Here is a 25,981-nt window from a genome sequence, read left to right as displayed (position 1 = left end):
TTACAGCGGACTATCCACCACACATGAAAAACATCGAATTCCTCCGTTTTCTGAACCTCAAGGGTCCCAACATCTGGACCTACCGCTCCGCCCTCGAAGTGTGGATCGATATCGGGGAACTGGAAGATTTTCCCTCCAATACCATTCCCGGCTTCGTCGACCGCCTCACCACCTGGTTGCCCACCCTGATCGAACACCGCTGCAGCTACGAAGAGCGCGGCGGCTTCGTGCGCCGTCTGCACGAAGGCACCTGGCCCGGCCACATCCTGGAACACGTCACCCTCGAACTGCAGAATCTGGCCGGCCTGCCCGGCGGCTTCGGCAAGGCGCGCGAGACCAATGTGCGCGGCGTCTACAAGGTGGTGGTGCGTGCCCGCCATGAAACGGTCACCCGCGCAGCGCTCTTTGCCGCCCGCGACCTGGTGATGGCCGCCATGGAAAACCAGCCCTTCGACCTCGACACCACCCTGCGCAAGCTGCGCCGCATGGTCGACCGCCTGTGCCTGGGCCCCAGCACCGCTTGCATCGTGGACGCCGCCGACGAGCGCCGCATCCCCACCATCCGGCTGTCCGAAGGCAACCTGGTGCAGCTGGGCCACGGCTGCAAGTCGCGCCGCATCTGGACTGCCGAATCCGACCAGACCGGCGCGATTGCCGAAGGCATCTCCCGTGACAAGGATCTCACCAAGTCGCTGCTGGAAACCTGTGGCGTGCCGGTGCCCGAAGGCCGTCTGGTGGACAGCCCCGCAGACGCCTGGGATGCCGCCCAGGACATCGGCCTGCCGGTGGTGGTCAAGCCCTGCGATGCCAATCATGGCCGCGGCGTGTTCATCGACCTGAACACCCAGGAAGAAATCGAGACCGCCTACAAGGTCGCGCTGGAAGAAGGCAGCGGCGTGCTGGTCGAGCGCTTCGTGCCGGGCCTGGAACACCGCCTGCTGATCGTCGGCGGCAAGCTGGCCGCCGCCGCCCGTGGTGAACCGATCTTCATCGTCGGCGATGGCAAGTCCACCGTGCAGGACCTGCTGGATGAACTGAACCGCGACCCGCGCCGCGGCCTGCTGGAAGAACACCTGCTGGACCCGGTGCTGCTGGACCGCGAACCGGCCGCCGTGCTGGAACTGCAGCGCCAGAACCTGACCACCGAGTCGGTCCCCGCCGCCGGCCGCCGCATCCTGCTGCTGCGCAATGGCAACGTCTCCTCCGACATCACCGACCTGGTCCACCCCAGCGTGGCAGCCGCCGCTTCCCTGGCCGCCCGCATCGTCGGCCTGGATATCGCCGGTGTCGACATCGTGGCCGAAGATATCTCGCGCCCGCTGCAGGACCAGGGCGGTGCCATCGTCGAGGTCAATGCCGGTCCCGGCCTGCTGATGCACTTGAAGCCCTCGGACGGCAAGCCGCGTCCGGTCGGCGAGGCCATCATCGACAACCTGTTCGGCCCGGAAGAAAACGGCCGCATCCCCGTCGTCGGCGTCACCGGCACCCATGGCAAGACCACCATTTCGCGCCTGATCGCACGCATCGTGCACCTGTCGGGCAAGCACGTGGGCCTGGCCTGCGGTGAAGGCCTGTACTTCGGCGAACGCCAGATTGAGCGCGGCAACCGCGCCACCTGGGACGCCGCCCATCGCGTACTGTTGAACCGTGCGGTGGAAGCTGCCGTGTTCGAGAACGGCAGCGCCGCCATCCTGGCCGAAGGCCTGGCTTATGACCGCTGCCTGGTCGGCGTGGTCGCCAATATCGATCCCAACGACAGCCTGCCCGAGTTCTACATCGAGAACGCCGAGCAGATCGCCACCAAGGTCAAGCGCACCCAGGTCGACCTGGTGCTGCCGGAAGGCGCTGCCGTGCTCAATGCCGACGACCCGCTGGTGGCCGACATGGCCCAGCTGTGCGATGGCGAAGTCATCTTCTTCAGCACCGATCCGGCGTCCGAACTGCTGGCCAGCCACCTGAAGGAAGGCGGCCGTGCCGTGTTCCTGCGCGGTGGCGACCTGATCCAGGCCGAAGGCGAGCGCCAGTGCAAGGTCAGCTCGGTGGATGCCATCCCCCTGACTGAAAACGGCGCGGTGGCCTACCAGGTCGAGAACGTGCTGGCCGCCGTCGGCGCCGCCTGGGCCCTGGGCATCGGCCCCGAAGTGATCCGTGCCGGCATCGAGCTCTTCGGCACCGAGCGCGCCGAGGAGCAAGGCCTGAAGTTCAAGAGCCAGGCCGCCTGAACCGGCGTGACCTGCAAGACCGACTGAATCAAGATCAAGAGACATCTAGGAAAACGAGTCCATGGACGTATCCCGCATTCGCGCCCTGCGCGGCCCCAATCTCTGGAGCAGACACACTGCCATCGAGGCCATCGTTTCCTGCCCGGAAAACGAGCGCGTCATCGATGACATGCCCGGCTTCGAACTGCGCCTGCGCGCCCGCTTCCCGCAGATCGGCTTCCTCGAACCCGATGGCGGCAAGCAGGTCGTCTCCATGGCGCACGCCCTGGCCGCTGCCGCCCTGGCGCTGCAGAACCAGGCCGGCTGCCCGGTGACCTTCAGCCGTACCGTCTCCACCGTCGAGACCGGCATCTACCAGGTGGTGGTGGAATACAGCGAAGAAGAAGTCGGCCGCCTGGCCTTCGACCTGGCACTGGAACTGGTGCGCGCCGCCCAGGCCGACACCCCCTTCGACCTCACCGGTGCGCTGGCCCGCATTCGAGAACTGGATGAAGATGTGCGCCTGGGCCCCTCCACCGGCTCCATCGTCAATGCGGCCATCAAGCGCGGCATCCCCTATCGCCGCCTGACCCAGGGCAGCATGGTGCAGTTCGGCTGGGGCAGCCGCCAGAAGCGCATCCAGGCTGCCGAGACCAGCAACACCAGCGCCATCGCCGAATCGATTGCCCAAGACAAGGACCTGACCAAGATGCTGCTGCATGCCGCTGGCGTGCCGGTCCCCAACGGCCGCGTGGTCGAGACCGTGGAAGATGCCTTGAAGGCCGCCGAGGAAATCGGCTCGGCGGTGGTCATCAAGCCGCTGGACGGCAACCAGGGCAAGGGCGTGGCCGTCAACATCAGCACCCCCGAACAGATCACCCGCGCCTTCAACAACGCCGCCCTGATCAGCGATGAAGTCATCGTCGAGCGCTACCTGCCCGGCCACGACTTCCGCCTGCTGGTCATCGGCAAGACCCTGGTGGCTGCGGCCCGCCGCGATCCGCCGCAAGTCATCGGCGACGGCGTGCACACCATCCGTCAATTGATCGACCAGGTCAACGCCGATCCGCTGCGCGGCGACGGCCACGCCACCTCGCTGACCAAGATCCGCCTGGACGATATCGCCCTGTCGGTGCTGTCCGGCCAGAACCTGGACCCGGAAGCCATTCCCGCCCAGGGCGTGCGCGTGGTCCTGCGCAACAACGCCAACCTCTCTACCGGCGGCACCGCCACCGATGTCACCGACGACGTGCATCCGGACGTGGCCGCACGCGCGATTGCGGCCGCGCAGATGGTCGGGCTCGACATCTGCGGCGTGGACGTGGTCTGCAATTCGGTGCACATGTCGATGGAAGAACAAGGCGGCGGCATCGTCGAAGTCAACGCCGCGCCCGGCCTGCGCATGCACCTCTCGCCGTCCTACGGCAAGGCGCGCGATGTCGGCGAAGCCATCATCTCGACGATGTACGACGATGGCGACGATGGCCGCATCCCCGTGGTGGCCGTGGCCGGCACCAACGGCAAGACCACTACCGTGCGCCTGATCACGCACCTGCTGGCCAAGACCGGCCTGCGCGTGGGCATGACCAATACCGATGGCGTCTACATCGACGGCCAGCGCACCGACACCGGCGACTGCAGCGGTCCGCGCAGCGCCCGCAATGTGCTGTTCCACCCGGATGTGGATGCCGCCGTGCTGGAAACCGCCCGTGGCGGCGTGCTGCGCGAAGGGCTGGGCTTTGACCGCTGCGCCGTGGCCGTGGTCACCAACATCGGCATGGGCGACCACCTGGGCCTGTCCTACATCAGCACCGTGGAAGACCTGGCCGTGGTCAAGCGCGTCATCGTCGAGAACGTGGCGCCGACCGGCACTGCCGTGTTGAATGCGGCGGACCCGATGGTGTCCAAGATGGCCTCCTCCTGCCCCGGCTCGGTGACCTTCTTCGCACTGGACCCGACCCACCCCATCATGGCCACCCACCGCGCGCAGGGCCACCGTATCGTCTATCAAGACGGCGACGCCATCGTGGCCGCGCAAGGTACGTTCGAAAAACGCCTGAAGCTGTCCGGCATTCCCCTGACCCGCAGCGGCGCCATCGGCTTCCAGGTCGAGAACGTGATGGCTTCCGTGGGTGCAGCCTGGGCCCTGAACCTGGACTGGGAACAGATCACCGGCGCCCTGGCCAGCTTCATCAGCGACAGCGGCACCGCCCCGGGCCGCTTCAACCTGTTCGACTACAAGGGTGCCACCCTGATCGCCGACTACGGCCACAATCCGGATGCCATCCAGGCCCTCATCAAGGCCGTCGACAGCCTGCCCGCCAAGCGCCGCTCGGTGGTCATCAGCGGTGCCGGTGACCGCCGCGACGTCGACATCACCCGCCAGACTGAACTGCTGGGCGATGCCTTCGATGAAGTGGTGCTGTACCAGGATCAGTGCCAGCGCGGCCGTGAAGACGGCGAAGTCATTGCGCTGCTGCGCCAGGGCCTCGAAGGAGCCAAGCGTACGAAGGATGTGAAGGAAATCAACGGCGAATTCGTCGCCATCGACACGGCCCTCGCTACCCTGCAGCCAGGCGACCTGTGCCTGATCCTGATCGACCAGGTGGAAGAGGCGCTGGCGCACATCGACCAGCGGGTGAAGGAAAACGCCTGATGGCCGATACGCGGTTTCATCGGTCCTGAAAAAAACATCCCGGCCTGGTGCCGGGATGTTTTTTTGCAGCGTCGTTGTTCAGTCGTCCTGGTTGGGATCCAGGTCCGGGAACAGCACTTCCGTGAAGCCGAACTGGCGGAAGTCGCGGATGCGCATCGGATACAGGATGCCCTGCAGGTGATCGCATTCATGCTGCACCACGCGGGCGTGGAAACCGTCGACGGTGCGGTCAATCTCGTTACCGTGCAAGTCCAGTCCCTGATAGCGCAAGCGGCTCCAGCGCGGCACCACGCCGCGCATGCCGGGCACCGACAGGCAGCCTTCCCAGCCCTCTTCTTGCTCGTCCGACAAGGGCGTGAGCACCGGATTGATGAGCACCGTCTCCGGTACCGCCGGCGCCTCCGGATAACGCTGGTTGTGGCCGAAGCCAAAGATCACCAGCTGCAGGTCTACCCCGATCTGGGGCGCAGCCAGCCCGGCACCGTTGACGGCACGCATGGTCTCGAACATGTCGTCCACCAGCTGCGCCAGTTCAGGGGTACCGAATTGCGTGACCGGCTGCGCCTGGCGCAGCAGGCGCGGGTCGCCCATTTTGAGGATCTCGCGTATTGCCATTGAAGCTCTCCATGAAAGACGCCCGGCAGGAACCGGGCGTCATTGTGCAAGCGGTGCGCCGCGCAACATGCCGGCGCCGGACAGCAGCGGCGATCAGCGCGCCTTGCTGGCCATGTCCTGCAGGTATTCCGAGAAGGCCGGACCGGTTTCCGGGTGCTTCAGGCCCATGGCCACCATGGCCTTGAGGTAACCCAGCTTGGAACCGCAATCATAACGCTGGCCCTGGTAACGGTATGCCAGCACGGATTCGGCCTGCATCAGCTTGGCGATGCCGTCGGTGAGCTGGATCTCGCCACCGGCGCCGCGCGGGATGTTTTCCAGGTAGTGGAAGATGCGGCTGTTCAACACGTAGCGACCCACCACGGCCAGCGTGGACGGGGCTTCTTCGGGAGCCGGCTTTTCGACGATGGCGTTGATGCGCTCCAGGTCCGGCTGGTAAGGCGTGGCGCTGACGATGCCGTATTGGCGGGTATCGTTCTTGGGCACTTCCTGCACGGCCAAGAGGCTCATGCCTTCACGTGCGTAGATGTCGGTCATCTGTGCCAGCACCGGCTTGACGCCCTCGTCGGTATCCATGAAGTCATCAGCCAGCAGGATGGCGAAGGGTTCTTCACCCACCACCGGACGCGCGCACAGCACGGCATGGCCCAGGCCCAGCGGCTCGGACTGGCGGATGAAAATGCAATTGACGTTCTTGGGCACCACGTTCTGCACGATCTCCAGCAGCTTCTTCTTGCCGGCAGCTTCCAGTTCGGCTTCCAGCTCGTAGGCCTTGTCGAAGTGGTCTTCGATGGCGCGCTTGTTGCGGCCGGTGATGAACACCATTTCCGTAATGCCGGCGGCGACCGCCTCTTCCACTGCATAGTGAATCAGCGGCTTGTCGACGATGGGCAGCATCTCCTTGGGCTGGGCCTTGGTGGCGGGCAGGAAGCGGCTACCGAGACCGGCGACAGGAAAAACGGCTTTCTTGATCTTCTTGATCATCATGACTCCGAGGTAAGGATGGGTCTTGTTATGTTGTTATGGTGTTATGCGGTGAATCCTGCTCCGCAGTCCGGGAACGGGACTGCTTACGGGCGGCATTCTATATGAATAAAAAGACAATGTGATTACGTTTCTGACGGATCCTGACCGGTGCAAAGTGCTTTCAATGCGTCCTCGTCGAGGATGGCGATGCCCAGCTCCTCAGCCTTGGCCAGCTTGCTGCCGGCTTCGGCCCCGGCGACCACGTAACTGGTCTTCTTCGAGACCGAACCGGAGACCTTGCCACCGGCTGCTTCGATGAGCTGCGAGGCTTCATCGCGGGACAGGTTGGGCAAGGTGCCGGTCAACACGAAGGTCTTGCCAGCCAGATGCTTGGCACCGGCCTCGACGCCCTCGCTTTCGGGCCAGTGCACGCCGACCGCGCGCAATTGCTCGACCAGCTCGACATTGATCGGATCATTGAAGAAGGCACGGATCGAGGCGGCGACCACCGGACCGATATCGGCCACTTCCAGCAGTTGTTCTTCGCTGGCGGCGAGCAGCTTGTCGATGCCGCCGAAATGGCGCGCCAGCTCCTTGGCCGTGGCCTCGCCCACGTGGCGGATGCCCAGCGCATAGATGAAACGTGCCAGCGTGGTGGTCTTGGACTTCTGCAGGGCGTCCAGCACGTTCTGCGCCGATTTCTCGGCCATGCGGTCCAGTTCGGCCAGGGCCGACAGCCCCAGGCGATACAGGTCAGCCGGCGTGTTGACCACCTGGCGATCCACCAGTTGCTCCACCAGCTGTTCGCCCAGGCCTTCGATGTCCATGGCGCGGCGTGAAGCAAAATGCTGCAGACCACCCTTGCGCTGAGCTGAACATTTCAGCCAGCCGCCCGAGCAGCGCGCCACTGCCTCATCTTCGGCCCGCACAATGGGCGAGCCGCACACCGGGCAGTTGGCCGGCATGACGAAGGCGCGCGCATCGGCCGGACGCTTCTCGGGCACGAAGGCCACCACTTCCGGAATCACGTCGCCGGCGCGGCGCACGATGACGGTGTCGCCGATCTGGATGTCCTTGCGGCGGACTTCATCTTCATTGTGCAGGGTGGCGTTGGTGACCGTGACCCCACCGACGAAGACAGGGTTCAGGCGCGCCACCGGGGTGATGGCGCCGGTGCGGCCGACCTGCACTTCAATGTCCTGCACCACGGTCAGGGCTTCCTGGGCCGGGAACTTGTGGGCCAGCGCAAAGCGCGGGGCGCGCGAGACGAAACCCAGGTGCTTCTGCTGGTCCAGCCGGTCCACCTTGTAGACCACGCCATCGATCTCGTAAGGCAGGCTCTCGCGCTTGGCACCGATGCTGCGGAAAAAGTCCAGCAGACCGGCAGCCCCCGTCACCACGGCGCGCTCCTTGCACACCGGCAGACCGAGTTGCTGGTACCAGTCCAGCAGGGCCGAGTGCGAAGCCGGCATCTCGGCCCCTTCCAGCACGCCGATGCCATAGGCGAAGAAGCGCAGCGTACGTTGCGCGGTGATGCGGGAATCCAGCTGGCGCAGGCTGCCGGCGGCGGCATTGCGGGGGTTGGCGAATTCCTTCTGCCCGGCATCGCGCTGGCGCTGGTTCAGGCGCGCGAAGTCATTTTTGTACATCAGCACTTCGCCGCGCACATCGATCACCTGCGGCAGGTTGTCCCCGTGCAGACGCAGGGGAATGGCGCGCACGGTACGGATGTTGGCGGTCACGTTCTCGCCCGTGGTGCCGTCGCCGCGCGTGGCAGCCTGCACCAGCACGCCGTTTTCGTAACGCAGGCTGATGGCAAGGCCATCGAACTTCAGTTCGGTGGCGTAGCGCACTTCCTGCAAGGTTTCCAGGCCATCACGCACGCGCTTGTCGAAGGCTTCGATGTCTTCGTCGGCAAAGCCGTTGCCCAGCGAGAGCATGGGGATGTCATGGCGCACCGGTTCGAACTGCGGCAGCGGACCGGCCCCCACGCGCTGTGTCGGCGAATCGGGCGTGAGCAATTCGGGATGCGCGGTTTCCAGTGCCTGGAGTTCCTGGAACAGGCGGTCATACTCGGCGTCCGGAATGCTGGGCTGGTCGAGTACGTAATAGCTGTGGTTGTGGCGGTTCAGTTCGTCGCGCAGCACACGGGCGCGCGACAGCCAGTCCGGCTCCCCTTGCGGGGGCCGTCCGGCGGAAAACAAGTCGTCTTGCATCGTAGGGGGAGTAAAAACGCGGCCTTAGCTGAACAAGCGCAAGGCACGGGTGGAGCCGGCGGGGATCTCGGCCGATTCCATGGCGCTGTAGAACGCGGCCACCTGTTCGGCGATATCGGAGAGGGCTTCATCGGTCAGGGGCTGGTCGCTGTCATCGACGATGACGCCACCCAGGCGGGCCGACAGCGACTTGGCGCAGGCCACCAGAGCACCGTAGCCATCGCGCGACGGGGCCACGCGGGGCACGTCCAGCAAGAGCGTGAGGCGATCGGTGGTTTCATCGGTCGGCGTGGCATTGGTGGAGAGGGCGAAGAGCACTTCACCTTCGCCATCCTGCATCACCAGATAGCCTTCAGTGCGGCGATCGAAGCCCTGGCGGGTCAGCGCAGCCAGCAAGGTCGCCAGGCTCCAGGGCGCGCCTTGCGAGCGCACGTTCACCGACAGTTGCGCATCATGGTCGATGATGAACTGATGCAGCGCCTGGGCGGTGCGGATGACGTCCGGCATGTCCGGCAGTTCCGGCTCGCCCGAGAGCGAATCGGTCAGGTCGCGCAGGCGCATGACCAGTTCCGAATACTCGATCTCGTTGATGGCATTGCTGCGGTTGGCCAGTTGCGCACCGGCCAGCAAGGCGTTGTAGATGCTGCCGTGGGCGATGGCTTCCCAGTCGCCGTCGGTGGTGCGGCCGATGAAGTGCACCGGCTTGTTGCCGACATGGCGCAGGCCTTGCAGCATGGGCAGCAGCTTTTCGCCGCGCAGCGGATTGTCCAGGGCGATGGGGATGTTGCAGTCGATCAGTTCATCCACCGGCAGTTCGCGCTTGGGGGCCAGGCGGGCCTGCATCTCAGGCGGGGGCGTGAAGGCCGGGACGGCATCGCCCTGCTCTTCGGCACCGGCGATGACCTGGGCCACGGTCGATTGCGGCGCCTGCGCCAGGGCCTCACCCAACACGGCGTCCTCGGCTGCCGCCGTGGCAGGCGCGGCCGACACCGGCGGCTCGCCCAGGAAGGGTTCACGCGGCTCGAACTCGGCCTGCTCCTGATAGGCCTTCACCGGAGCCGGTACCGGCTTGCGTTCGGGCAGGTCATACAGGGACGGCTCGGTGCGCTCGGCACCGGGGTCGAGCACGGGCTCGGCCGTGCGCGGTACGGGCGCGCTGCGTTCGGCGGGCGGCACGAAGACGGGTTCGGCAGCCGGCTCGTCCGGCGACATCAATACGTCATCATGGGACGAAGAAAAGGCGCGCTCCACGGTCTTGCGCGCCTTGTGCTCCTGCCACTTGTTGTAAGTGATGACCCCGGCGACGAAGACGCCGCCCAGGATGATCAGGCTGGTCTGGAGATCCATCATCATGCTGCACGACCTTTCAGGCTGGCGGGCTGGAGGGCGCCATCATGGGCGCCGCGTGGCATGGTCGACTGGGAAAAGCTGCTCATCGAAGAAATCCGAATCCTATCAATCCAAGAAAGCCTGGACCGCGCGGGCCGCTCACACGGCGCTCCGTCGATGCTGCCACAGCGCTGGCAGCCGCCTGCACCGGCTCAGCGGAGCCATGCAGGGCAATCGGACGAATCGGGTACGGCAAGTGCGCGGTCAAGATATTGTTATTTTTCCATGGCCCGTGGGGGCCGAATCAGAACGGTTCCAGCTGGGGCTTGCGCCCGCTGCGGGCTGGCCGGCAAGGCTTTCAGGGTACGGTCACACCCCTTGCTTGTCAAGCCGACAAAGCCGCAGGCCGCTGCCGCACAAATCATCAGGCGGCCTGCTCGGCGCTGGAGAAGTTGGCGGCCGACTCCATGTCCACCGCCACGATGCGCGAGACGCCCTGTTCCTGCATGGTCACCCCGATCAACTGCTGCGCCATTTCCATGGCGATCTTGTTGTGGGAGATGAAGAGGAACTGGGTGTACTCCGACATGCGCTTGACCATGTTGGCGAAGCGTTCGGTGTTGGCATCGTCCAGCGGCGCGTCCACTTCGTCGAGCAAGCAGAACGGGGCCGGGTTCAGCTGGAACATGGAGAACACCAGGGCGGTAGCGGTCAGGGCCTTCTCGCCACCGGAGAGCAGGTGAATCGTGGCGTTCTTCTTGCCCGGCGGCTGCGCCATGACCTGCACCCCGGAATCGAGGATCTCGTCGCCGGTCATGATGAGCTTGGCCTGGCCACCACCGAAGAGCACCGGGAACAGTTCCGAGAAGTGGTGGTTGACCTTGTCGAAGGTGTCCTGCAGCAAATCCCGGGTTTCCATGTCGATCTTGTGGATCGCATCCTGCAGCGTGGTGATGGCTTCGTTCAGGTCGGCGTGCTGGGCATCGAGGAAGTGCTTGCGCTCGGAAGCCGTAGCCAGTTCGTCCAGCGCGGCCAGGTTGACCGCCCCCAGCGCCGCGATGGCATTGGTCAGTCGCGTCACTTCGCCTTGCAGGTAGGACGGACGCATGTCACTGGTCAGTTTTTCCGACAGCGCTGCCTCGTCGGCCTGGGTCTGCGCCAGCGCTTCGGAGAATTGCTCCTGGTTCAGGCGCGCGGCCTGTTCCTTCAGTTGCAGTTCGGTGATGCGGTCACGCTGGGGCTGCAGGCTGCGCTCGGCCTGCATGCGCGATTCTTCATGTGAACGAAGTTGCTGGGACAGCTGATCCAGCTCATGGCGGGCATCGGCCAGCGCACGCTCCTGTTCGCTGCGGCGGTCCAGCAATTCCTGCAGGCCGGCCTGCGCGGCCTGGTCATCCAGGCTTTCCAGTTCCAGCGAGCCTTGCTGCATGCTGGCAAACAGTTGCGCCGCCTGTTCCAGGGCGGTGGCGATGCCACGCTTCAATTCCTCGATCTTGTTACGGTGCGACTTCTCGGCGAACTCGGTTTCCTGGGCGGCGCGTTCCAGCTCGCGCAGGCGGGTGCGGGCGTCGTTGAGCTGCTGTTCCTTGTTCAGGTAGTCGGTCTGACCATTCTCGTGCTGCTCCTGCAGTTCGGCCAATTCGATGTCCAGCTCTTCGAAGCGAGCCTCGGATTCGGCTTGCACCTGCTGTTGTTCAGCCTCCTGCATGGAGATTTCTTCGAGGTCGGTGGCGATCTGGGTGCTGCGCTGGTTGAAGCGCTCCTGCACTTCGGACAGCTTCATCACCTCGATCTGAAGGCTGTGTGCCGATTGCGTGAGCGAATTGACGCGCTGGCGCAGTTCCTGCAGGCGCTGCGATGCGCCCGACAGGGCTGCCTCGGCGCGCACGGCGCGGCCCTTGGCCTCCTCGGCCAGCATCGACTGAGCACGTTGCTGCTTGGTGATGTTCTCGATTTCCTGCTGGCGCGCCAGCATGCCGTCCTGCTCCGAATCCGAGGCATAGAAACGCACGCTGGCATTGCTCACCACATGGCCCTGGCGGGTCACGAACAAGCCGCCCAGCGGCAGCTTGGAGCGCTCGGCAAAGGCGGTGGCCGTGTCGTCGGCGATGTAGATGTGATTGAGCCAGTCGTTCATCAGGGCGCGCAGGCCCGGATCATTCAACTGCAGGAGCGTGACGAAGGGCTTCAGGCCCGCCACCGGCTGGGCTTCGGGCTGGGCCAGGCCGGCATTGGGGGCGTACAGCGCCAGCTTGGCCGGCGGGGCATCGCTGAAGAAGGCCTTGGCCCAGTCCAGGTTGGACATTTCCAGGGCCGACATGCGCTCGCGCAGCACCGCTTCCAGCGCGGTTTCCCAGCCGGATTCGATGTGCAGCTTCTGCCACAGGCGCGGCAGCTCGGCCAGGCCGTGCTTTTCCAGCCAGGGCTGGACCTTGCCCTGGGCCTGCACACTTTCCTGCAATTGCTTCAGGGCGGAGAGACGGGCTTCCAGCTGGGCGTTGGCCGAGGTTTCCTTGCTGACCAGTTCCTGGGCGGCGCGGCGCTCTTCTTCCAGGCGCGGCAGTTGCTCCTGCGCCTCTTCCAGATACATGCTCGCCTCTTCCAGCGAGGCCTGCTTTTCTTCCAGCTGCATGCGCAGGTTGGACAGGTGGGTCTCGTCAGGCAGGGCCATGCCGCTCTTTTCCTGCAGCAGGCGTTCGCGGCGCACGGCCAGGCCCGAGAGGATGTTGGAGGCATTGCGCTGGTGCGTGGACTGCAGTTCGATCTGCTGCTGCACCTGCATGATCTTGCCGCGCGACTCGGTGGTCTTGACCTGCGATTCGCGCCAGGCCGATTCCAGCGAAGGCAGGCGGTCGCTGGTGTCCTGCACGGCGTGCTGGGCTTGCTCCACGCGCATGCCGAATTCTTCCAGCTGAATCTCGGCTTCGGCCAGTTCTTCCTGCTGCTGCGTGCCCTGGCGCTGCCACTGGTCGCGCTGCGCGCCCAGCGAGTTCAGCTGCGCCTGCAGGCGGTTGCGCGATTCGATGACGAACTTGATCTGCGCTTCCAGGCTGCCGATCTCGGAATTGGTCTGGTACAGGTGGCCCTGCGCCTGGTGCAGGCGGTCGCCGGCGGCGTAGTGCGCCTGGCGCATGTGCTCCAGTTCGGTTTCGACGTGGCGCAGCTTGGCGGTCTGCTCTTCCAGGTCGATCTGGGCGCGTTCGATTTCCTTGAAGAAGCGCTCCTGCTCGGCCTTGGCCTCGTTCTTGCGCAGCAGCCACAGCAGCTTCTGCTTTTCTTCCTGGTCGTTCTGCAGCTCGTGGAATTTCTTGGCCACGGCGGCTTGCGCTTCCAGCTTTTCCAGGTTGGCGTTCAGTTCACGCAGGATGTCTTCCAGGCGCGTGAGGTTTTCGGTGGTGTCGTGCAGGCGGTTTTCAGTCTCGCGGCGGCGCTCCTTGTACTTCGACACGCCAGCGGCTTCTTCCAGGAAGATGCGCAGCTCTTCAGGACGCGCCTCGATGATGCGCGAGATCATGCCCTGGCCGATGATGGCGTAAGCGCGCGGGCCCAGGCCGGTACCGAGGAAGATGTCCTGGATGTCGCGCCGGCGCACCGACTGGTTGTTGATGTAGTAGGAGGACGTGCCGTCGCGGGTCAGCGTGCGCTTGACGGCGATTTCGGCGTACTGGCCCCACTGGCCGGCCGCCTTGCCGGCGGAGTTGTCAAACACCAACTCGACCGAGGCGCGCCCGGCCGGCTTGCGGTGGGTGGAACCGTTGAAGATGACGTCCTGCATCGACTCGCCGCGCAGCTCGGAGGCCTTGGATTCACCCAGGACCCAGCGCACGGCGTCGATGATATTGGATTTGCCGCAGCCATTGGGCCCGACCACACCCACCAGCTGCCCCGGAACCTGGAAGTGCGTAGGCTCGACGAAGGACTTGAATCCAGATAATTTGATGGAAGTTAGACGCACGTTATCGACAAATTGAATCAGTTAAGAGGAAGCGGGATTTTTGCTTCCGGAACGGCCGGTATCATAACATCGCACAGGGCCGGACAGACCAAAAACCGCGCCAGAATGCCTGCTTCCGCCCTTTTATCCCATGCCCCCTGGCGCATGAAAAACGCCGCACCGAGCGCACCCGGTACGGCGTCCATTTCTTCATTTCAACAAGAGATAATCAGAAGGTTTCCCAATCCCCATCATCGTTTGCGGGCGATGGCCTGGCCGCAGAGGCCGGTTTGGCGGGGGCTGCAGGCTTGCCCGGTGGCGGGAGCGGCGCTGCCGCCTTGTCCAGGGGCTTGGCCGCAGGCTTGGGCAGCGGCTTGACCGGACCCGGCGCCTTGGCCGCCACGGTTGCCGCCTTGAAGGCTGCCATCGGCGCGGGCGCGGCTGCAGTCTCCTCGCCGTCGACGCGGAAAGTCGCCACGGCGGCCTTCAGGCGCCTTGCCTGCTCTTCCAGCGAACCGGCGGCAGCGGCCGCCTCTTCGACCAGGGCTGCGTTCTGCTGGGTGACCTGATCCATTTCACCGATGGCCAGGTTGACCTGCTCGATGCCCCGGCGCTGCTCTTCGGAGGCCGCCGAAATCTCGCTGACGATGTCGGTCAGGCGATGCACCGCCGACACCACCTCGCCCATGGTCTCGCCGGCGCGGGCGACCTGGTCCGAGCCATCGCCCACGCGCTGCACCGAATCCTCGATCAAGGCCTTGATTTCCTTGGCCGCCTGGGCGCTGCGCTGGGCCAGCGAGCGCACTTCCGAGGCCACCACCGCAAAGCCGCGCCCCTGCTCGCCGGCGCGGGCGGCTTCCACCGCCGCATTCAGGGCCAGGATATTGGTCTGGAAAGCAATGCCATCGATCACGCCGATGATGTCGGAGATCTTGCGCGAGCTTTCCGTGATGCCTTCCATGGTCTGCACCACCTGTCCCACCACTTCGCCGCCGCGCTTGGCGATTTCCGAGGCATTGTTGGCCAGTTGGCCGGCCTGGCGGGCGTTGTCGGCGTTCTGCTTGACGGTGGCGGTCAGGGTGTCCATGTTGGAGGCCGTGGTGGCCAGCGAACCGGCCTGCTCTTCGGTGCGCGAAGACAGGTCCAGATTGCCCGCTGCAATCTCGCGCGCGCCGATGTCGATGGCATCGGTACCCTGGCGGATGCCCTTGATGACGCCGCCCAGCCGCTCGCGCATGGTGGCCATCTCGAAGAGCAGGCTGCGGTTGTCGCCGGCACGGGTATCGACCCGCACCGTCAGGTCGCCGTTGGCAATACGCGTGGCGATGGCCACCGCATAGGCCGGCTCGCCGCCTAGGCTACCGGTGATGCGGCGGATGATGGCCAGCATCATCACCGACACCAGCACGCCGACGGCGACCAGGATGCCGAGCAGCTTGAAGAGGTCAGAGCGGAACTGGGCCTGCACATCGGAGAGGAACACACCGGTGACGATGAACCAGTCCCAGGTCTTGTTATGCACCACGTAGCTCATCTTGGGCGTGCGGTTGCTGTCATCGGTGCCGGGCAGGCGGCCCATGTATTGCACGAAGCCCTGCCCCTTCTCCTGGCCGACCTTCATCATCTCGACGTAATAAGCCTTGCCTTCGGAATCCTTGCGGTCGGCCACGTTCTTGCCGATCATCGACTTGTTGGACGGCAGCATCAGCACCACCGGGCGGGAGTCGAAGATGAAGAGATAGTTGTCGCCGTCGTAGCGCATGGCGGCGATGCGTTCCAGGGCGTTTTGCTGGGCCTCTTCCTTGGAAATCTTGCCGGCCGCGACATCGGCCACATAGCTGTTGACCACACCGTTGGCGGCCTCCACCACGCGGCGCAGGCCGTCCTTGCGTTCATCCATCATGTTTTCACGGGCGCTGAAGGCAGACCAGGCGGCCAGCGCCAGCAAACCGATCCACATCACGACCAGCGCAGACAATAGCTGCGCCTTGAGGCTTTTCATTCTTGTTCTCCGGGAATGGGTGGGCCGCCTGGTGAACGGTCCCGTTTTGGCGAGCGTCCACAATACTCCCTGACTCTCCCTGACAATCCCCTGAATACACCGCGTAACTGTCCCTGATTTTTCGGATTGCACCTTTTCTTTGCCGGCATGCGGGAAGATGAACACGCGCCCGTTCAGGATCACCACAGCCGTTTTCTTGTCAGCCAGGCATGTCAGGGACTCAACATCGGACCGACCGGGAGCGCGGCAATGCCTTCAAATGACGGTATAATCGCAAGCTTTCCCAGCCCTTTGCCGTGGCCGCCCGATCTCGCTGACGCCCTCGCGAGACGCTGGCCCGGAAAGCTTTACTCCAGCCCAGCGACGTGAATCCCCTACTCGACAAACTGCAGCCCTATCCCTTCGAAAAGCTCAAGAAGCTCTTCGCCGGCATCACGCCCGACCCTGCTTATCGCCCGATCAGCCTGGGCATCGGCGAGCCCAAGCACCCGACACCCGCGTTCATCCAGCAAGCGCTCACGGACAACCTGTCCGGCCTGGCCTCGTATCCGGCCACCCTGGGCAGCGACGCCCTGCGTGGGGCGATTGCCGACTGGCTGCAGAAACGTTATGACATCCCACGCCCGGACCCGGCCACCGAGATCCTGCCGGTGATCGGTTCGCGCGAGGCCCTGTTCTCGCTGACCCAGACCGTGGTCGATCCGACCCGGCCGGGTGCGCTGGTGATGTGCCCCAACCCGTTCTACCAGATCTATGAAGGCTCAGCCTACCTGGCCGGTGCCGAGCCCTACTTCGTCAATTCGGACCCGGCCCGCAACTTTGCGCCGGATTTCAGCCAGGTACCGCAAGAGGTGTGGGAACGCGTACAGCTGCTGTTCGTTTGCTCGCCCGGCAACCCCACCGGTGCCGTGCTGACGCTGGAAGACTGGAAGGAACTGTTTGCCCTGTCCGACCGCTACGGCTTCGTGATCGCCTCCGACGAGTGCTATTCCGAAATCTACTTCAAGCAGGATCCGCCGCTGGGCGGCATGCAGGCCGCGCGCCTGTTGGGCCGCGACTATTGCAACCTGGTTTCCTTCTCCAGCCTGTCCAAGCGCTCCAACGTGCCGGGCATGCGCTCGGGCTTCGTGGCCGGGGATGCGGCGATCCTCAAGAAATTCCTGCTCTACCGCACCTACCACGGCGCGGCCATGAGCCCGGTGATCCAGGCCGCCTCCGTGCTGGCCTGGCAGGACGAAACCCACGTCCAGGACAACATCGCCAAGTACGTCACCAAGTTCTCCCAGGTCACGCCGCTGCTGCAGGAAGTGATGGACGTCGCCCTGCCTGATGCCGCCTTCTACCTGTGGGCCAAGGTCGACAAGCTGACCAACATCAGCGACACCGAATTCGCCCGTCGCCTCTACGCCGAATATAATGTGACGGTGCTGCCCGGCAGCTACCTGGCGCGCGAGGCGCATGGCGTCAATCCGGGCGCCGGCCGCATCCGCATGGCGCTGGTGGCCGAAGTCGAAGAATGCCTGGAGGCGGCGCACCGCATCGTCGCCTTCACCAAAAAACTGGCCAGCCAGGCTTGAGCCCGGCGACAACAAGCCAGTTTTATCCCTCTTTCACCCAACCGTTCATAGATATCAACATGACACAGTCCATTCAGCAAATCATCGATCAGGCGTGGGAAGACCGCGCCAGCCTGTCCCCCAAGAGCGCCCCGGCCGACATCCGCAATGCGGTGGCCGAAGTGATCGCAGGCCTGAACGATGGCACCCTGCGCGTCGCCAACCGTCAAGGCGTCGGCCAGTGGGAAGTCAATCAATGGGTGAAGAAGGCCATCCTGCTGTCCTTCCGCCTGGAAGACAACGTGCCGATGTCGGCTGGCACCGGCTACCCGCAGTTCTACGACAAGGTTCCGACCAAGTTCGCCAACTACACCGCTGAAGATTTCGCCCGTGGTGGCTTCCGCGTGGTGCCGCCCGCAGTGGCCCGTCACGGCTCCTTCATCGGCCGCAACGTGGTGCTGATGCCCTCCTACGTCAACATCGGCGCCTATGTCGATGAAGGCACGATGGTCGATACCTGGGCCACCGTCGGCTCGGCTGCCCAGATCGGCAAGAATGTTCACCTGTCCGGCGGCGTCGGCATCGGCGGCGTGCTCGAGCCGGTGCAGGCCGGCCCCGTCATCATCGAAGACAATTGCTTCATCGGTGCCCGTTCGGAAGTCGTCGAAGGCGTCATCATCGAAGAAAACTCGGTGCTGTCCATGGGCGTCTACATCGGCCAGTCGACCAAGATCTATGACCGCGAAACCGGCGAAGTTCACTACGGCCGCGTGCCGGCGGGCTCGGTGGTGGTGCCGGGCAACCTGCCCTCCAAGGATGGCAAGTACAGCCTGTACGCCGCCATCATCGTCAAGAAGGTCGATGCCCAGACCCGCTCCAAGACTTCCATCAACGAACTGCTGCGCGGCGAGTAATTTCGCCCCGGCGGCTTGCCTGAAGTCCTGAAGCACCCACGCGCCGCGCCGGTCGTCCTGTCCGGCGCGGCGTCGTATTCTAGTGGCCTGTTTTGTGAGAATGAGCATGAGCGACAAGATCACCCTTTTCGGCATCCCCAACTGCGACACCGTCAAGAAAGCCCGCGTGTGGCTCGACGAGCAAGGGATCGCCTTTGACTTCCACGATTTCAAGAAGGCCGGCCTGACCGCCGAACAGGCACAAGCCTGGCTCAAGGACGTGGAGCGCGACGTGCTGGTCAACCGCAAGGGCACCACCTGGCGCGCCCTGCCCGACGAGCGCAAGGCCGCCATCAACGATGACGCCGCTGCGGTAGCCCTGATGGTCGAAAACCCCTCGGTGGTGAAACGCCCGGTGCTCTTCGATGGCAAGCAGTATCACGTCGGCTTCAAGGCCGATCAGTATCAACACATTTTCGAGAAATGATCATGAGCAAGACGCTGGCCCTGACCCAGGAATTGATGTCCCTTTCTTCCGTCACCCCCGAAGACAAAGGCTGCCAGGCCAGGCTGGCGGAATTGCTCACACCGCTGGGCTTCGTCTGCGAGACCATCCAGTCCGGCGACGTGACCAACCTGTGGGCGCGCAAGGGTACGGCACAGCCGCTGGTGGTCTTCGCCGGCCACACCGACGTGGTGCCCACCGGCCCGCTGGAGAAGTGGCAGTCGCATCCCTTCCAGCCGACCCTGCGCGACGGCCGCCTGTATGGCCGTGGCGCGTCCGACATGAAGACCTCGATTGCCGCCATGGTGGTGGCTTGCGAAGAGTTCACGGCGGCCCATCCCGAGCACAAGGGTTCGATCGGCTTCCTCATCACCAGCGATGAAGAAGGCCCGGCCATCGATGGTACGGTCGTCGTCTGCAATGCCCTCAAGGCGCGCGGCGAACAGCTGGATTACTGCATCGTGGGCGAACCGACCTCGGCCAAGACGTTGGGCGACATGATCAAGAACGGCCGCCGCGGCACCATGTCGGGCAAGCTGACCGTCAAGGGCATCCAGGGCCATATCGCCTATCCGCAACTGGCGCGCAACCCCATCCACCAGGCTGCGCCGGCACTGGCCGAACTGGTGGCCGAGCAGTGGGATGCGGGCAACGAATACTACCTTCCGACTTCCTGGCAGATTTCCAATATCCATGGCGGCACCGGTGCCTCCAACGTGATCCCGGGCGAAGTGGTGATCGACTTCAACTTCCGTTTCTCCACCGCCAGCACCGTGGAAGGTTTGCAGCAGCGCGTGCATGCCATCCTCGACAAGCACGGCCTGGAATATGACCTGAAGTGGACCGTTGGCGGCCTGCCCTTCCTGACCCCGCGCGGCGACCTGTCGGATGCGCTGTCCAAGGCCATCAAGGACGAGACCGGACTGGATACGGAACTGTCGACCACCGGTGGCACGTCGGATGGCCGCTTCATCGCCCAGATCTGCCCGCAGGTGATCGAGTTCGGTCCGCCCAATGACAGCATTCACAAGATCGATGAGCACATCGAAGTGCGCTACATCGATCCCCTGAAAAACATCTACCGCAAGACGCTGGAAAACCTGCTGGCCTGAGCGGCCAGCCTTGCATTGAAGAGAACATCATGACCCCCAACAATTTCTCCACCGTGCGCGACCTGCTGCGCTACGCCGTGACCCGCTTCAACACCGAGCAGCTGTTCTTCGGCCATGGCAGCAGCAATGCGCTGGACGAGGCGGCCTACCTGATCCTGCATACCCTGAAGCTGCCGCTGGATCAGCTCGATCCCTTCCTCGATGCACGCCTGCTACCAGAGGAAATCGCCTCCGTCATGCGCGTGATCGAACGCCGCAGCAAGGACCGCGTCCCGGCCGCCTACATCACCAATGAAGCCTGGCTGGGTGCGTATCGCTTCTACGTGGATGAACGCGTGATCGTGCCGCGTTCCTTCATCGCCGAATTGATTCCGCAGCATTTCTCGCCCTGGATCCAGGATCCGGAAGCCATCGTCAACGCGCTGGACCTGTGCACCGGTTCCGGTTGCCTGCCGATCCTGCTGGCCGATGCCTTCCCGAACGCGCAGATCGATGCCGTCGACATCTCCGCCGATGCGCTGGCCGTGGCACGCAAGAACGTGGACGACTACCAGCTGCAGGAGCGCATCAACCTGGTCGAGTCCGACCTGTACACGCAACTGCCGCTGCGCAAGTACGACCTCATCATCAGCAACCCGCCCTATGTGAATTCCGGTTCCATGAGCAAGCTGCCCCAGGAATACCTGCGCGAACCGCAGCTGGCCCTGGCCGGTGGCGAGGATGGCATGGACCTGGTGCGCAAGATCGTGGCCGGCGCTGCTGAGCGCTTGACCCCCGAAGGTGTGCTGGTGGTCGAGATCGGCAATGAACGCGCCTTCGCCGAAGCCGCCTTCCCGGAACTGGAACTGACCTGGCTGACCACCAGCGCCGGTGACGATATGGTGTTCCTGGTCACGGCCGAACAACTGCAACTGGCCTGAACCTGAGCGTCAGCATCCGCGTTAGCGCGCTCCAACGATTGTGAATCACCGATGATCCGTTTCCAGCAAGTTTCCCTCCAGCGCGGCGTGAAGCCGCTTCTGGAAAATGTCGACCTGACGCTCAATCCGGGCGACAAGATCGGCCTGATCGGCGCCAATGGCGCCGGCAAGTCCAGCCTGTTTGCCATGCTGCGCGGCGAGCTGCATGCCGACCAGGGCAATGTCGATTTCCCCGCGCGCTGGCGCATGGCCTATGTCGCGCAGGAAACCCCGGCGCTGGACCGTCCGGCCATCGAATACGCCATCGATGGCGACGCTCACCTGCGCCAGCTGGAAGCCGATCTGGCCCGCGCCGAAGCGCAGCCGGATGACAAGCACGACGGCAACCATATCGCCGAGCTGCATACCGCCTTGGCCGATGCCGATGCCTATACCGTGCGCTCGCGCGCCGAGCAATTGCTGCTGGGCCTGGGGTTTTCGCTGGAACAGATGGCGCGGCCGGTGGCCAGCTTCTCGGGTGGCTGGCGCATGCGCCTGAACCTGGCGCAGGCGCTGATGTGCCCGTCCGACCTGCTGCTGCTGGACGAACCGACCAACCACCTGGACCTGGATGCCATCATCTGGCTGGAAGACTGGTTGAAGCGCTACGAGGGCACCCTGCTCATCATTTCCCACGACCGCGATTTTCTGGATGGCGTGGTGAACGTGATCGTTCATATCGATGATCGAAAACTGAAGCGTTATTCCGGCAACTACAGCAGTTTCGAGCGCCAGCGCTCGGCCCAGCTGGAACTCATGGCGGGCATGATCGAGAAGCAGCAGCGCCAGCGTGCGCACCTGCAATCCTTCATCGACCGCTTCAAGGCCAAGGCGACCAAGGCCAGACAGGCGCAGAGCCGCATGAAAGCCCTGTCGAAGATGGAAGAGCTCGCACCCCTGCGGGCGGCCGCCGAATTCTCCTTCGAATTCCGCGAGCCCTTGTCGGCACCGAATCCGTTGCTGGTGATGGAAAAGGTCAACGCGGGTTATCACATCGAGGGCAAGAATGGCGCGCCCGATGAAGACAAGATCATCGTGCATGGCATCGATTTCTCGCTGCAGAACGGCCAGCGCATTGGCCTGCTGGGTGTCAACGGTGCGGGCAAGTCCACGCTGATCAAGACCGTGGCCGGCGAGATCGATCCGCTGTCCGGTACGGCCCGCCTGGGCAAGGGGCTGGTGATCGGCTACTTCGCCCAGCATCAGGTGGAAATGCTGCGCCATGACGAATCGCCGCTATGGCACCTCACCCGTCTGGCACCGGATGTGCGCGAGCAGGAATTGCGCAACTTCCTGGGCAGCTTCAACTTCAACGGCACCATGGCCACCTCGTCCATCGCCCCCTTCTCGGGCGGCGAAAAGGCGCGCCTGGCGCTGGCCCTGATCGTTTGGCAGCGCCCCAACCTGCTGCTGCTGGATGAACCGACCAACCACCTGGACCTGGAAACGCGCGAAGCGCTCACCATGGCGCTGGCGCAGTTCGAAGGCACGCTGGTGCTGGTCTCCCACGATCGCCACCTGCTGCGCGCCACGACCGACCAGTTCCTGATCGTGGCCGAAGGCAAGCTGCAACCCTTCGATGGCGACCTGGACGACTACAAGGACTGGCTCTTCAAGACCAAGCTGGCCGCCCGCAATGATGCGGCGGCCGCCGCACCTCTGCCCACGGCCAGCCAGCCGGTGGCCGAGTCCCCGGCCTCGCTGGTGGACCGCAAGGAGCAAAAGCGCCTGGAAGCCGAGCAGCGCCAGAAGATGTCGGCCCTGAAGAAGCCCATTGAAGCCCGGATCAAGCGCCTCGATGAACAGATCGCCAAGCTCAATGCGCGCAAGGGCGAGATCGATGCGCGTCTGGCCAGCCCGGATATCTACGACGCCGCCAACAAGGAAGAACTCAAAACGCTCATCACCGACCAGGCCTATTGCAGCAAGGAACTGGACCAGCTCGAAAATGAATGGCTGGAGCAGCAGGAAGCGCTGGAGCAATTGCAGGCCTGAGCTGCGGGAACCGCGTCGGGCATAAGCTTTCTACATCAAAGTATTAAGCCAGCCCTTGCAGTTCGGCAAAACGAAGGCATCATTGCGGCCTGGCTGCAGTTTTTGTGGCGAAAGTTTTTATAAGGACATGAACATATGAAGAAGAACATCAAGCAATGGCTGCTGGCCGGTGTTGGCGCTACCCTGCTGGCGTCCAGCCTGAGCGTGTCGGCGGCGGACCTGCTGGAATCGGTCAAGAGCAGCGGCACCCTGAAGGTGGCGCTGGAGGGCAACTATCCCCCGTTCAACTTCAAGGATGCCAAGACGGGCGAACTGACCGGCTTCGAAGTCGATGTGGCCAAGCTGCTGGCAGCCAAGCTGGGCGTCAAGCCGGTCTTCACCACCACCGAGTGGAGCGGCATCCTGGCGGGCCTGGGTGCGGGCAAGTATGACGTCATCATCAACCAGGTCGGCATCACCGACGAGCGCCAGAAGGCTTTCGACTTCTCCGAGCCGTACACCCTCTCCAGCGCCCAACTGATCGTGCGCAAGGATGAAAAGCGCGAGTTCAAGAGCCTGGACGACCTGAAGGGCAAGAAGCTGGGCCTGGGTCAAGGCACCAACTTCGAACAGAAGGCCAAGGCCGTGGCCGGCATCGACGTGCGCACCTATCCGGGCTCGCCCGAGTACCTGGCTGACCTGGCTGCCGGTCGCATCGACGCTGCCTTGAACGACAGCCTGCTGGTGGGCTACATCCTGAAGTCGACCAACCTGCCGCTGAAGGCTGGCAGCCCGATCGGCACCGTCGACAAGATCGGCATTCCCTTCCGCAAGGGCAATCCGGAGTTCAGGGCTGCGCTGAACAAGGCCCTGGCCGACATCAAGGCCGATGGCAGCTTCAAGGCCGCTTCTGAAAAGTGGTTCGGCATTGACGTGAGCCAGCCGCCGAAAGCACAATAAGGCGCGCTCAACACAGCGCTGCACCCCGCCCGGGATGATCCGGGCGGACCGACTTATCCCCGCATCGCGGGGATAATTTTTTTATTCGAATGCTTATGGAAATCCTCGAACTGCTGCAGCAAGCTGCCCCGACCCTGGCCAAGGGCGTGGGCTACACCCTGCTCTTCGCGCTGGCCTCCATGGTCGGTGGCCTGGTGCTGGGCTTCGTGCTGGCGGTGGCGCGCATCGTTCCCTGGCGCCCCATCCACTGGCCGGCCGCCGTGTACGTCAGCATGATGCGCGGTACGCCCCTGCTGGTGCAGATCTTCGTGGTCTATTACGGCTTGCCGGGGATCGGGATCGAATTCTCTCCGCTGACGGCGGGTGTACTGACCCTGAGTCTCAATGCCGGTGCTTACCTCTCGGAAAGCCTGCGCGGCGCCATCCTGGGCGTGACGCACGGGCAGTGGAATGCTTCCTACAGTGTCGGGCTGACCTATTTCCAGACCCTGCGCTACATCATCGTGCCCCAGGCGGTGCGCATCGCGGTGCCGTCAATGAGCAATACGCTCATCAGCCTCATCAAGGATACTTCGCTGGTGTCGGTCATCACAGTGACCGAACTGATGCTGGCCACCAAGGAAGTCATTGCGGTCACCTTCCGCCCGCTGCCACTGTACCTGGCCGCTGCCGCCATCTACTGGATGCTGAGCCTGTGCTTCGAGGCCCTGCAGCACCGGCTGGAGAAGCGGCTGGGCAAGGCGCACCAGCACTGATCGCCGCCCCTTCTGATCACCCGTCCCAAAGCAAAAAGCCCGAATGCGATGCACTCGGGCTTTTTCGTTGGCTTTTTGTTCACTTGAGCGGGAATCTTTCACCCGTAGCGAACTCAACGCTTGACGCGGTAGATATCCTGGCCGACTTCATTGATCTGGCGACGCAGTTCGCGGCGTTCATCGGCACTGAGCTTGCCGTTGCGGCGCTGGTCCTGGTCGCTGGCGATCTGGTTGCGGTGATCTTGCGGGCTGAAGTCACCGGCATGCTGCCTGAAGTCGCCCGGCTGCCCCGGCATCGGCCGGCCGCCCTGCGGGGGGCCAGCCAGCGCGGCCGCTCCCACACCGAGCGCCAGCATCGCTGCCAGACATAGCTTGTTGACGACTGCAATCTTCATAATGCGATTTTTTCCGGAGACAGAGAATCAGGGAAGAGAAAGCGGTACCGACGTTGCTTTCCCGACGTGATTCCAGTTTAGGCCGCAGGCCGCGATGGTATAAGATGATTAAGGTAAGGTATGTAACAGTTTGTAATGGATCAACCGCCCCGACTTGCTCAAAATCGCCAAGACGCTACCATAGGCAACATGAATACGACCCACGGCAACAATACTAATACGACAACATCCGCCAATCAATTCAAAGTGTTGGTGGTGGATGATGACATCCGCTTGCGCGACCTGCTGCGCCGCTACCTGACCGAGCAAGGTTTCAATGTAGTCACGGCGGAAAACGCCCAGGCCATGAACAAGCTCTGGATCCGCGAACGCTACGACCTGCTGGTGCTGGACCTGATGCTGCCCGGCGAAGACGGCCTGGCCATCTGCCGCCGCCTGCGTGGTGCCGGGGACCAGACGCCCATCATCATGCTCACCGCCAAGGGTGAAGATGTGGACCGCATCATCGGCCTGGAAATGGGCGCCGACGACTACCTGCCCAAGCCCTTCAACCCACGTGAACTGGTGGCCCGCATCAATGCGGTGCTGCGCCGCAAGGGTCCGGATGAACTGCCGGGTGCCCCTTCGGAAACCCCGGAAACCTTCGAATTCGGCGATTTCATCCTGGACCTGGGTACCCGTACCCTGAAGAAGAACGGCGACACCATTTCCCTGACCACCGGAGAATTCTCGGTACTGAAGGTGTTTGCACGCAATGCCCGCCAGCCGCTGTCGCGTGAAAAGCTGATGGAAATGGCCCGTGGCCGCGAATATGAAGTGTTCGACCGCAGCCTGGACGTGCAGATCTCGCGCCTGCGCAAGCTGATCGAACCCGATCCGGCCAATCCGCTGTACATCCAGACCGTCTGGGGCCTGGGCTATGTGTTCATCCCGGAAGGGAAACCGCGCTGATC

At 63.7% G+C, this 25,981-nt stretch carries 18 protein-coding genes; 11 read left to right on the top strand and 7 right to left on the bottom strand.

What is annotated here, in order from left to right:
* The first annotated feature begins 23 nt into the window (after positions 1–23).
* Entirely contained in the window at positions 24–2,222 is a 2,199-nt protein-coding gene (gene cphA / locus ACLRDN_RS11510) for a cyanophycin synthetase (protein WP_413460125.1), read from the top strand.
* Positions 2,223–2,283: 61 nt separating this feature from the next.
* Positions 2,284–4,857, top strand: a complete 2,574-nt coding sequence (gene cphA, locus ACLRDN_RS11505; protein WP_413460124.1) for a cyanophycin synthetase — start codon at positions 2,284–2,286, stop codon at positions 4,855–4,857.
* Positions 4,858–4,935: 78 nt separating this feature from the next.
* On the opposite strand, the gene def is transcribed toward cphA (ACLRDN_RS11505), so the two are convergent.
* From def to ACLRDN_RS11475, 6 genes are all read right to left on the bottom strand, one after another.
* Complete coding sequence (gene def, locus ACLRDN_RS11500) at positions 4,936–5,472, bottom strand: peptide deformylase (RefSeq protein WP_413460123.1); 537 nt, start codon at positions 5,470–5,472, stop codon at positions 4,936–4,938.
* 93 nt (positions 5,473–5,565) lie between these two features.
* Positions 5,566–6,456, bottom strand: coding sequence for a UTP--glucose-1-phosphate uridylyltransferase GalU (gene galU / locus ACLRDN_RS11495; protein WP_413460122.1), 891 nt, complete (start codon positions 6,454–6,456; stop codon positions 5,566–5,568).
* 125 nt (positions 6,457–6,581) lie between these two features.
* Positions 6,582–8,654, bottom strand: a complete 2,073-nt coding sequence (gene ligA, locus ACLRDN_RS11490; protein WP_413460121.1) for an NAD-dependent DNA ligase LigA — start codon at positions 8,652–8,654, stop codon at positions 6,582–6,584.
* A gap of 24 nt (positions 8,655–8,678) precedes the next feature.
* Positions 8,679–10,007: a cell division protein ZipA C-terminal FtsZ-binding domain-containing protein gene (locus ACLRDN_RS11485; RefSeq protein ID WP_413460120.1), complete on the bottom strand. Its 1,329-nt coding sequence runs from the start codon at positions 10,005–10,007 to the stop codon at positions 8,679–8,681.
* A 400-nt stretch (positions 10,008–10,407) separates the two neighbouring features.
* Positions 10,408–13,938 (bottom strand): chromosome segregation protein SMC, encoded by a 3,531-nt coding sequence (gene smc / locus ACLRDN_RS11480; protein WP_413460119.1) that lies wholly within the window; start codon positions 13,936–13,938, stop codon positions 10,408–10,410.
* Positions 13,939–14,146: 208 nt separating this feature from the next.
* Entirely contained in the window at positions 14,147–15,919 is a 1,773-nt protein-coding gene (locus ACLRDN_RS11475) for a methyl-accepting chemotaxis protein (protein WP_413460118.1), read from the bottom strand.
* A gap of 365 nt (positions 15,920–16,284) precedes the next feature.
* Here ACLRDN_RS11475 and dapC point away from each other — a divergent pair, with 365 nt between their 5' ends.
* The 8 genes from dapC (at position 16,285) to ACLRDN_RS11435 (ending at position 24,633) form a co-directional block, all read left to right on the top strand.
* The gene (gene dapC, locus ACLRDN_RS11470; protein ID WP_413460117.1) at positions 16,285–17,496 is read left to right on the top strand and encodes a succinyldiaminopimelate transaminase; all 1,212 of its coding nucleotides are present in this window, start codon (positions 16,285–16,287) and stop codon (positions 17,494–17,496) included.
* 59 nt (positions 17,497–17,555) lie between these two features.
* Positions 17,556–18,389: a 2,3,4,5-tetrahydropyridine-2,6-dicarboxylate N-succinyltransferase gene (gene dapD / locus ACLRDN_RS11465; protein ID WP_198982090.1), complete on the top strand. Its 834-nt coding sequence runs from the start codon at positions 17,556–17,558 to the stop codon at positions 18,387–18,389.
* A gap of 106 nt (positions 18,390–18,495) precedes the next feature.
* Positions 18,496–18,855 (top strand): ArsC family reductase, encoded by a 360-nt coding sequence (locus tag ACLRDN_RS11460; RefSeq protein ID WP_413460116.1) that lies wholly within the window; start codon positions 18,496–18,498, stop codon positions 18,853–18,855.
* Between the two features lie 2 nt (positions 18,856–18,857).
* Positions 18,858–19,985, top strand: coding sequence for a succinyl-diaminopimelate desuccinylase (gene dapE / locus ACLRDN_RS11455; protein WP_154133527.1), 1,128 nt, complete (start codon positions 18,858–18,860; stop codon positions 19,983–19,985).
* A 29-nt stretch (positions 19,986–20,014) separates the two neighbouring features.
* The gene (prmB, locus tag ACLRDN_RS11450) at positions 20,015–20,905 is read left to right on the top strand and encodes a 50S ribosomal protein L3 N(5)-glutamine methyltransferase (protein WP_088753840.1); all 891 of its coding nucleotides are present in this window, start codon (positions 20,015–20,017) and stop codon (positions 20,903–20,905) included.
* Positions 20,906–20,956: 51 nt separating this feature from the next.
* Positions 20,957–22,939, top strand: a complete 1,983-nt coding sequence (locus ACLRDN_RS11445) for an ATP-binding cassette domain-containing protein (protein ID WP_413460115.1) — start codon at positions 20,957–20,959, stop codon at positions 22,937–22,939.
* Between the two features lie 135 nt (positions 22,940–23,074).
* Positions 23,075–23,878, top strand: a complete 804-nt coding sequence (locus ACLRDN_RS11440; RefSeq protein WP_413460114.1) for a cystine ABC transporter substrate-binding protein — start codon at positions 23,075–23,077, stop codon at positions 23,876–23,878.
* Between the two features lie 95 nt (positions 23,879–23,973).
* Positions 23,974–24,633, top strand: a complete 660-nt coding sequence (locus ACLRDN_RS11435) for an amino acid ABC transporter permease (protein ID WP_413460113.1) — start codon at positions 23,974–23,976, stop codon at positions 24,631–24,633.
* A gap of 113 nt (positions 24,634–24,746) precedes the next feature.
* Here ACLRDN_RS11435 and ACLRDN_RS11430 read toward each other — a convergent pair whose 3' ends face one another.
* Positions 24,747–25,028, bottom strand: a complete 282-nt coding sequence (locus ACLRDN_RS11430) for a hypothetical protein (RefSeq protein WP_413460112.1) — start codon at positions 25,026–25,028, stop codon at positions 24,747–24,749.
* 189 nt (positions 25,029–25,217) lie between these two features.
* Between ACLRDN_RS11430 and ompR the strand changes: the two genes are divergently transcribed.
* The gene (ompR, locus tag ACLRDN_RS11425) at positions 25,218–25,979 is read left to right on the top strand and encodes a two-component system response regulator OmpR (RefSeq protein WP_413460111.1); all 762 of its coding nucleotides are present in this window, start codon (positions 25,218–25,220) and stop codon (positions 25,977–25,979) included.
* The last annotated feature ends 2 nt before the right edge of the window (positions 25,980–25,981 follow it).

The sequence above is a fragment of the Herbaspirillum huttiense genome (assembly GCF_047300815.1).
In the GTDB taxonomy this organism is placed as follows: Bacteria; Pseudomonadota; Gammaproteobacteria; order Burkholderiales; family Burkholderiaceae_D; genus Herbaspirillum; species Herbaspirillum huttiense_A.
Note: the sequence above shows the minus strand (reverse complement) of the source record. Positions and strands in the feature narration are given on the sequence as shown.

Coding starts and splice junctions, on each gene's coding strand:
- ACLRDN_RS11430 (WP_413460112.1), bottom strand. CDS start 25,028: ATGAAGATTGCAGTCGTCAACAAGCTATGTCTGGCAGCGATGCTGGCG.
- ompR (WP_413460111.1), top strand. CDS start 25,218: ATGAATACGACCCACGGCAACAATACTAATACGACAACATCCGCCAAT.
- ACLRDN_RS11485 (WP_413460120.1), bottom strand. CDS start 10,007: ATGATGATGGATCTCCAGACCAGCCTGATCATCCTGGGCGGCGTCTTC.
- ACLRDN_RS11460 (WP_413460116.1), top strand. CDS start 18,496: ATGAGCGACAAGATCACCCTTTTCGGCATCCCCAACTGCGACACCGTC.
- ACLRDN_RS11435 (WP_413460113.1), top strand. CDS start 23,974: ATGGAAATCCTCGAACTGCTGCAGCAAGCTGCCCCGACCCTGGCCAAG.
- dapD (WP_198982090.1), top strand. CDS start 17,556: ATGACACAGTCCATTCAGCAAATCATCGATCAGGCGTGGGAAGACCGC.
- ligA (WP_413460121.1), bottom strand. CDS start 8,654: ATGCAAGACGACTTGTTTTCCGCCGGACGGCCCCCGCAAGGGGAGCCG.
- cphA (WP_413460125.1), top strand. CDS start 24: ATGAAAAACATCGAATTCCTCCGTTTTCTGAACCTCAAGGGTCCCAAC.
- ACLRDN_RS11440 (WP_413460114.1), top strand. CDS start 23,075: ATGAAGAAGAACATCAAGCAATGGCTGCTGGCCGGTGTTGGCGCTACC.
- cphA (WP_413460124.1), top strand. CDS start 2,284: ATGGACGTATCCCGCATTCGCGCCCTGCGCGGCCCCAATCTCTGGAGC.
- ACLRDN_RS11445 (WP_413460115.1), top strand. CDS start 20,957: ATGATCCGTTTCCAGCAAGTTTCCCTCCAGCGCGGCGTGAAGCCGCTT.
- prmB (WP_088753840.1), top strand. CDS start 20,015: ATGACCCCCAACAATTTCTCCACCGTGCGCGACCTGCTGCGCTACGCC.
- def (WP_413460123.1), bottom strand. CDS start 5,472: ATGGCAATACGCGAGATCCTCAAAATGGGCGACCCGCGCCTGCTGCGC.
- galU (WP_413460122.1), bottom strand. CDS start 6,456: ATGATCAAGAAGATCAAGAAAGCCGTTTTTCCTGTCGCCGGTCTCGGT.
- ACLRDN_RS11475 (WP_413460118.1), bottom strand. CDS start 15,919: ATGAAAAGCCTCAAGGCGCAGCTATTGTCTGCGCTGGTCGTGATGTGG.
- dapE (WP_154133527.1), top strand. CDS start 18,858: ATGAGCAAGACGCTGGCCCTGACCCAGGAATTGATGTCCCTTTCTTCC.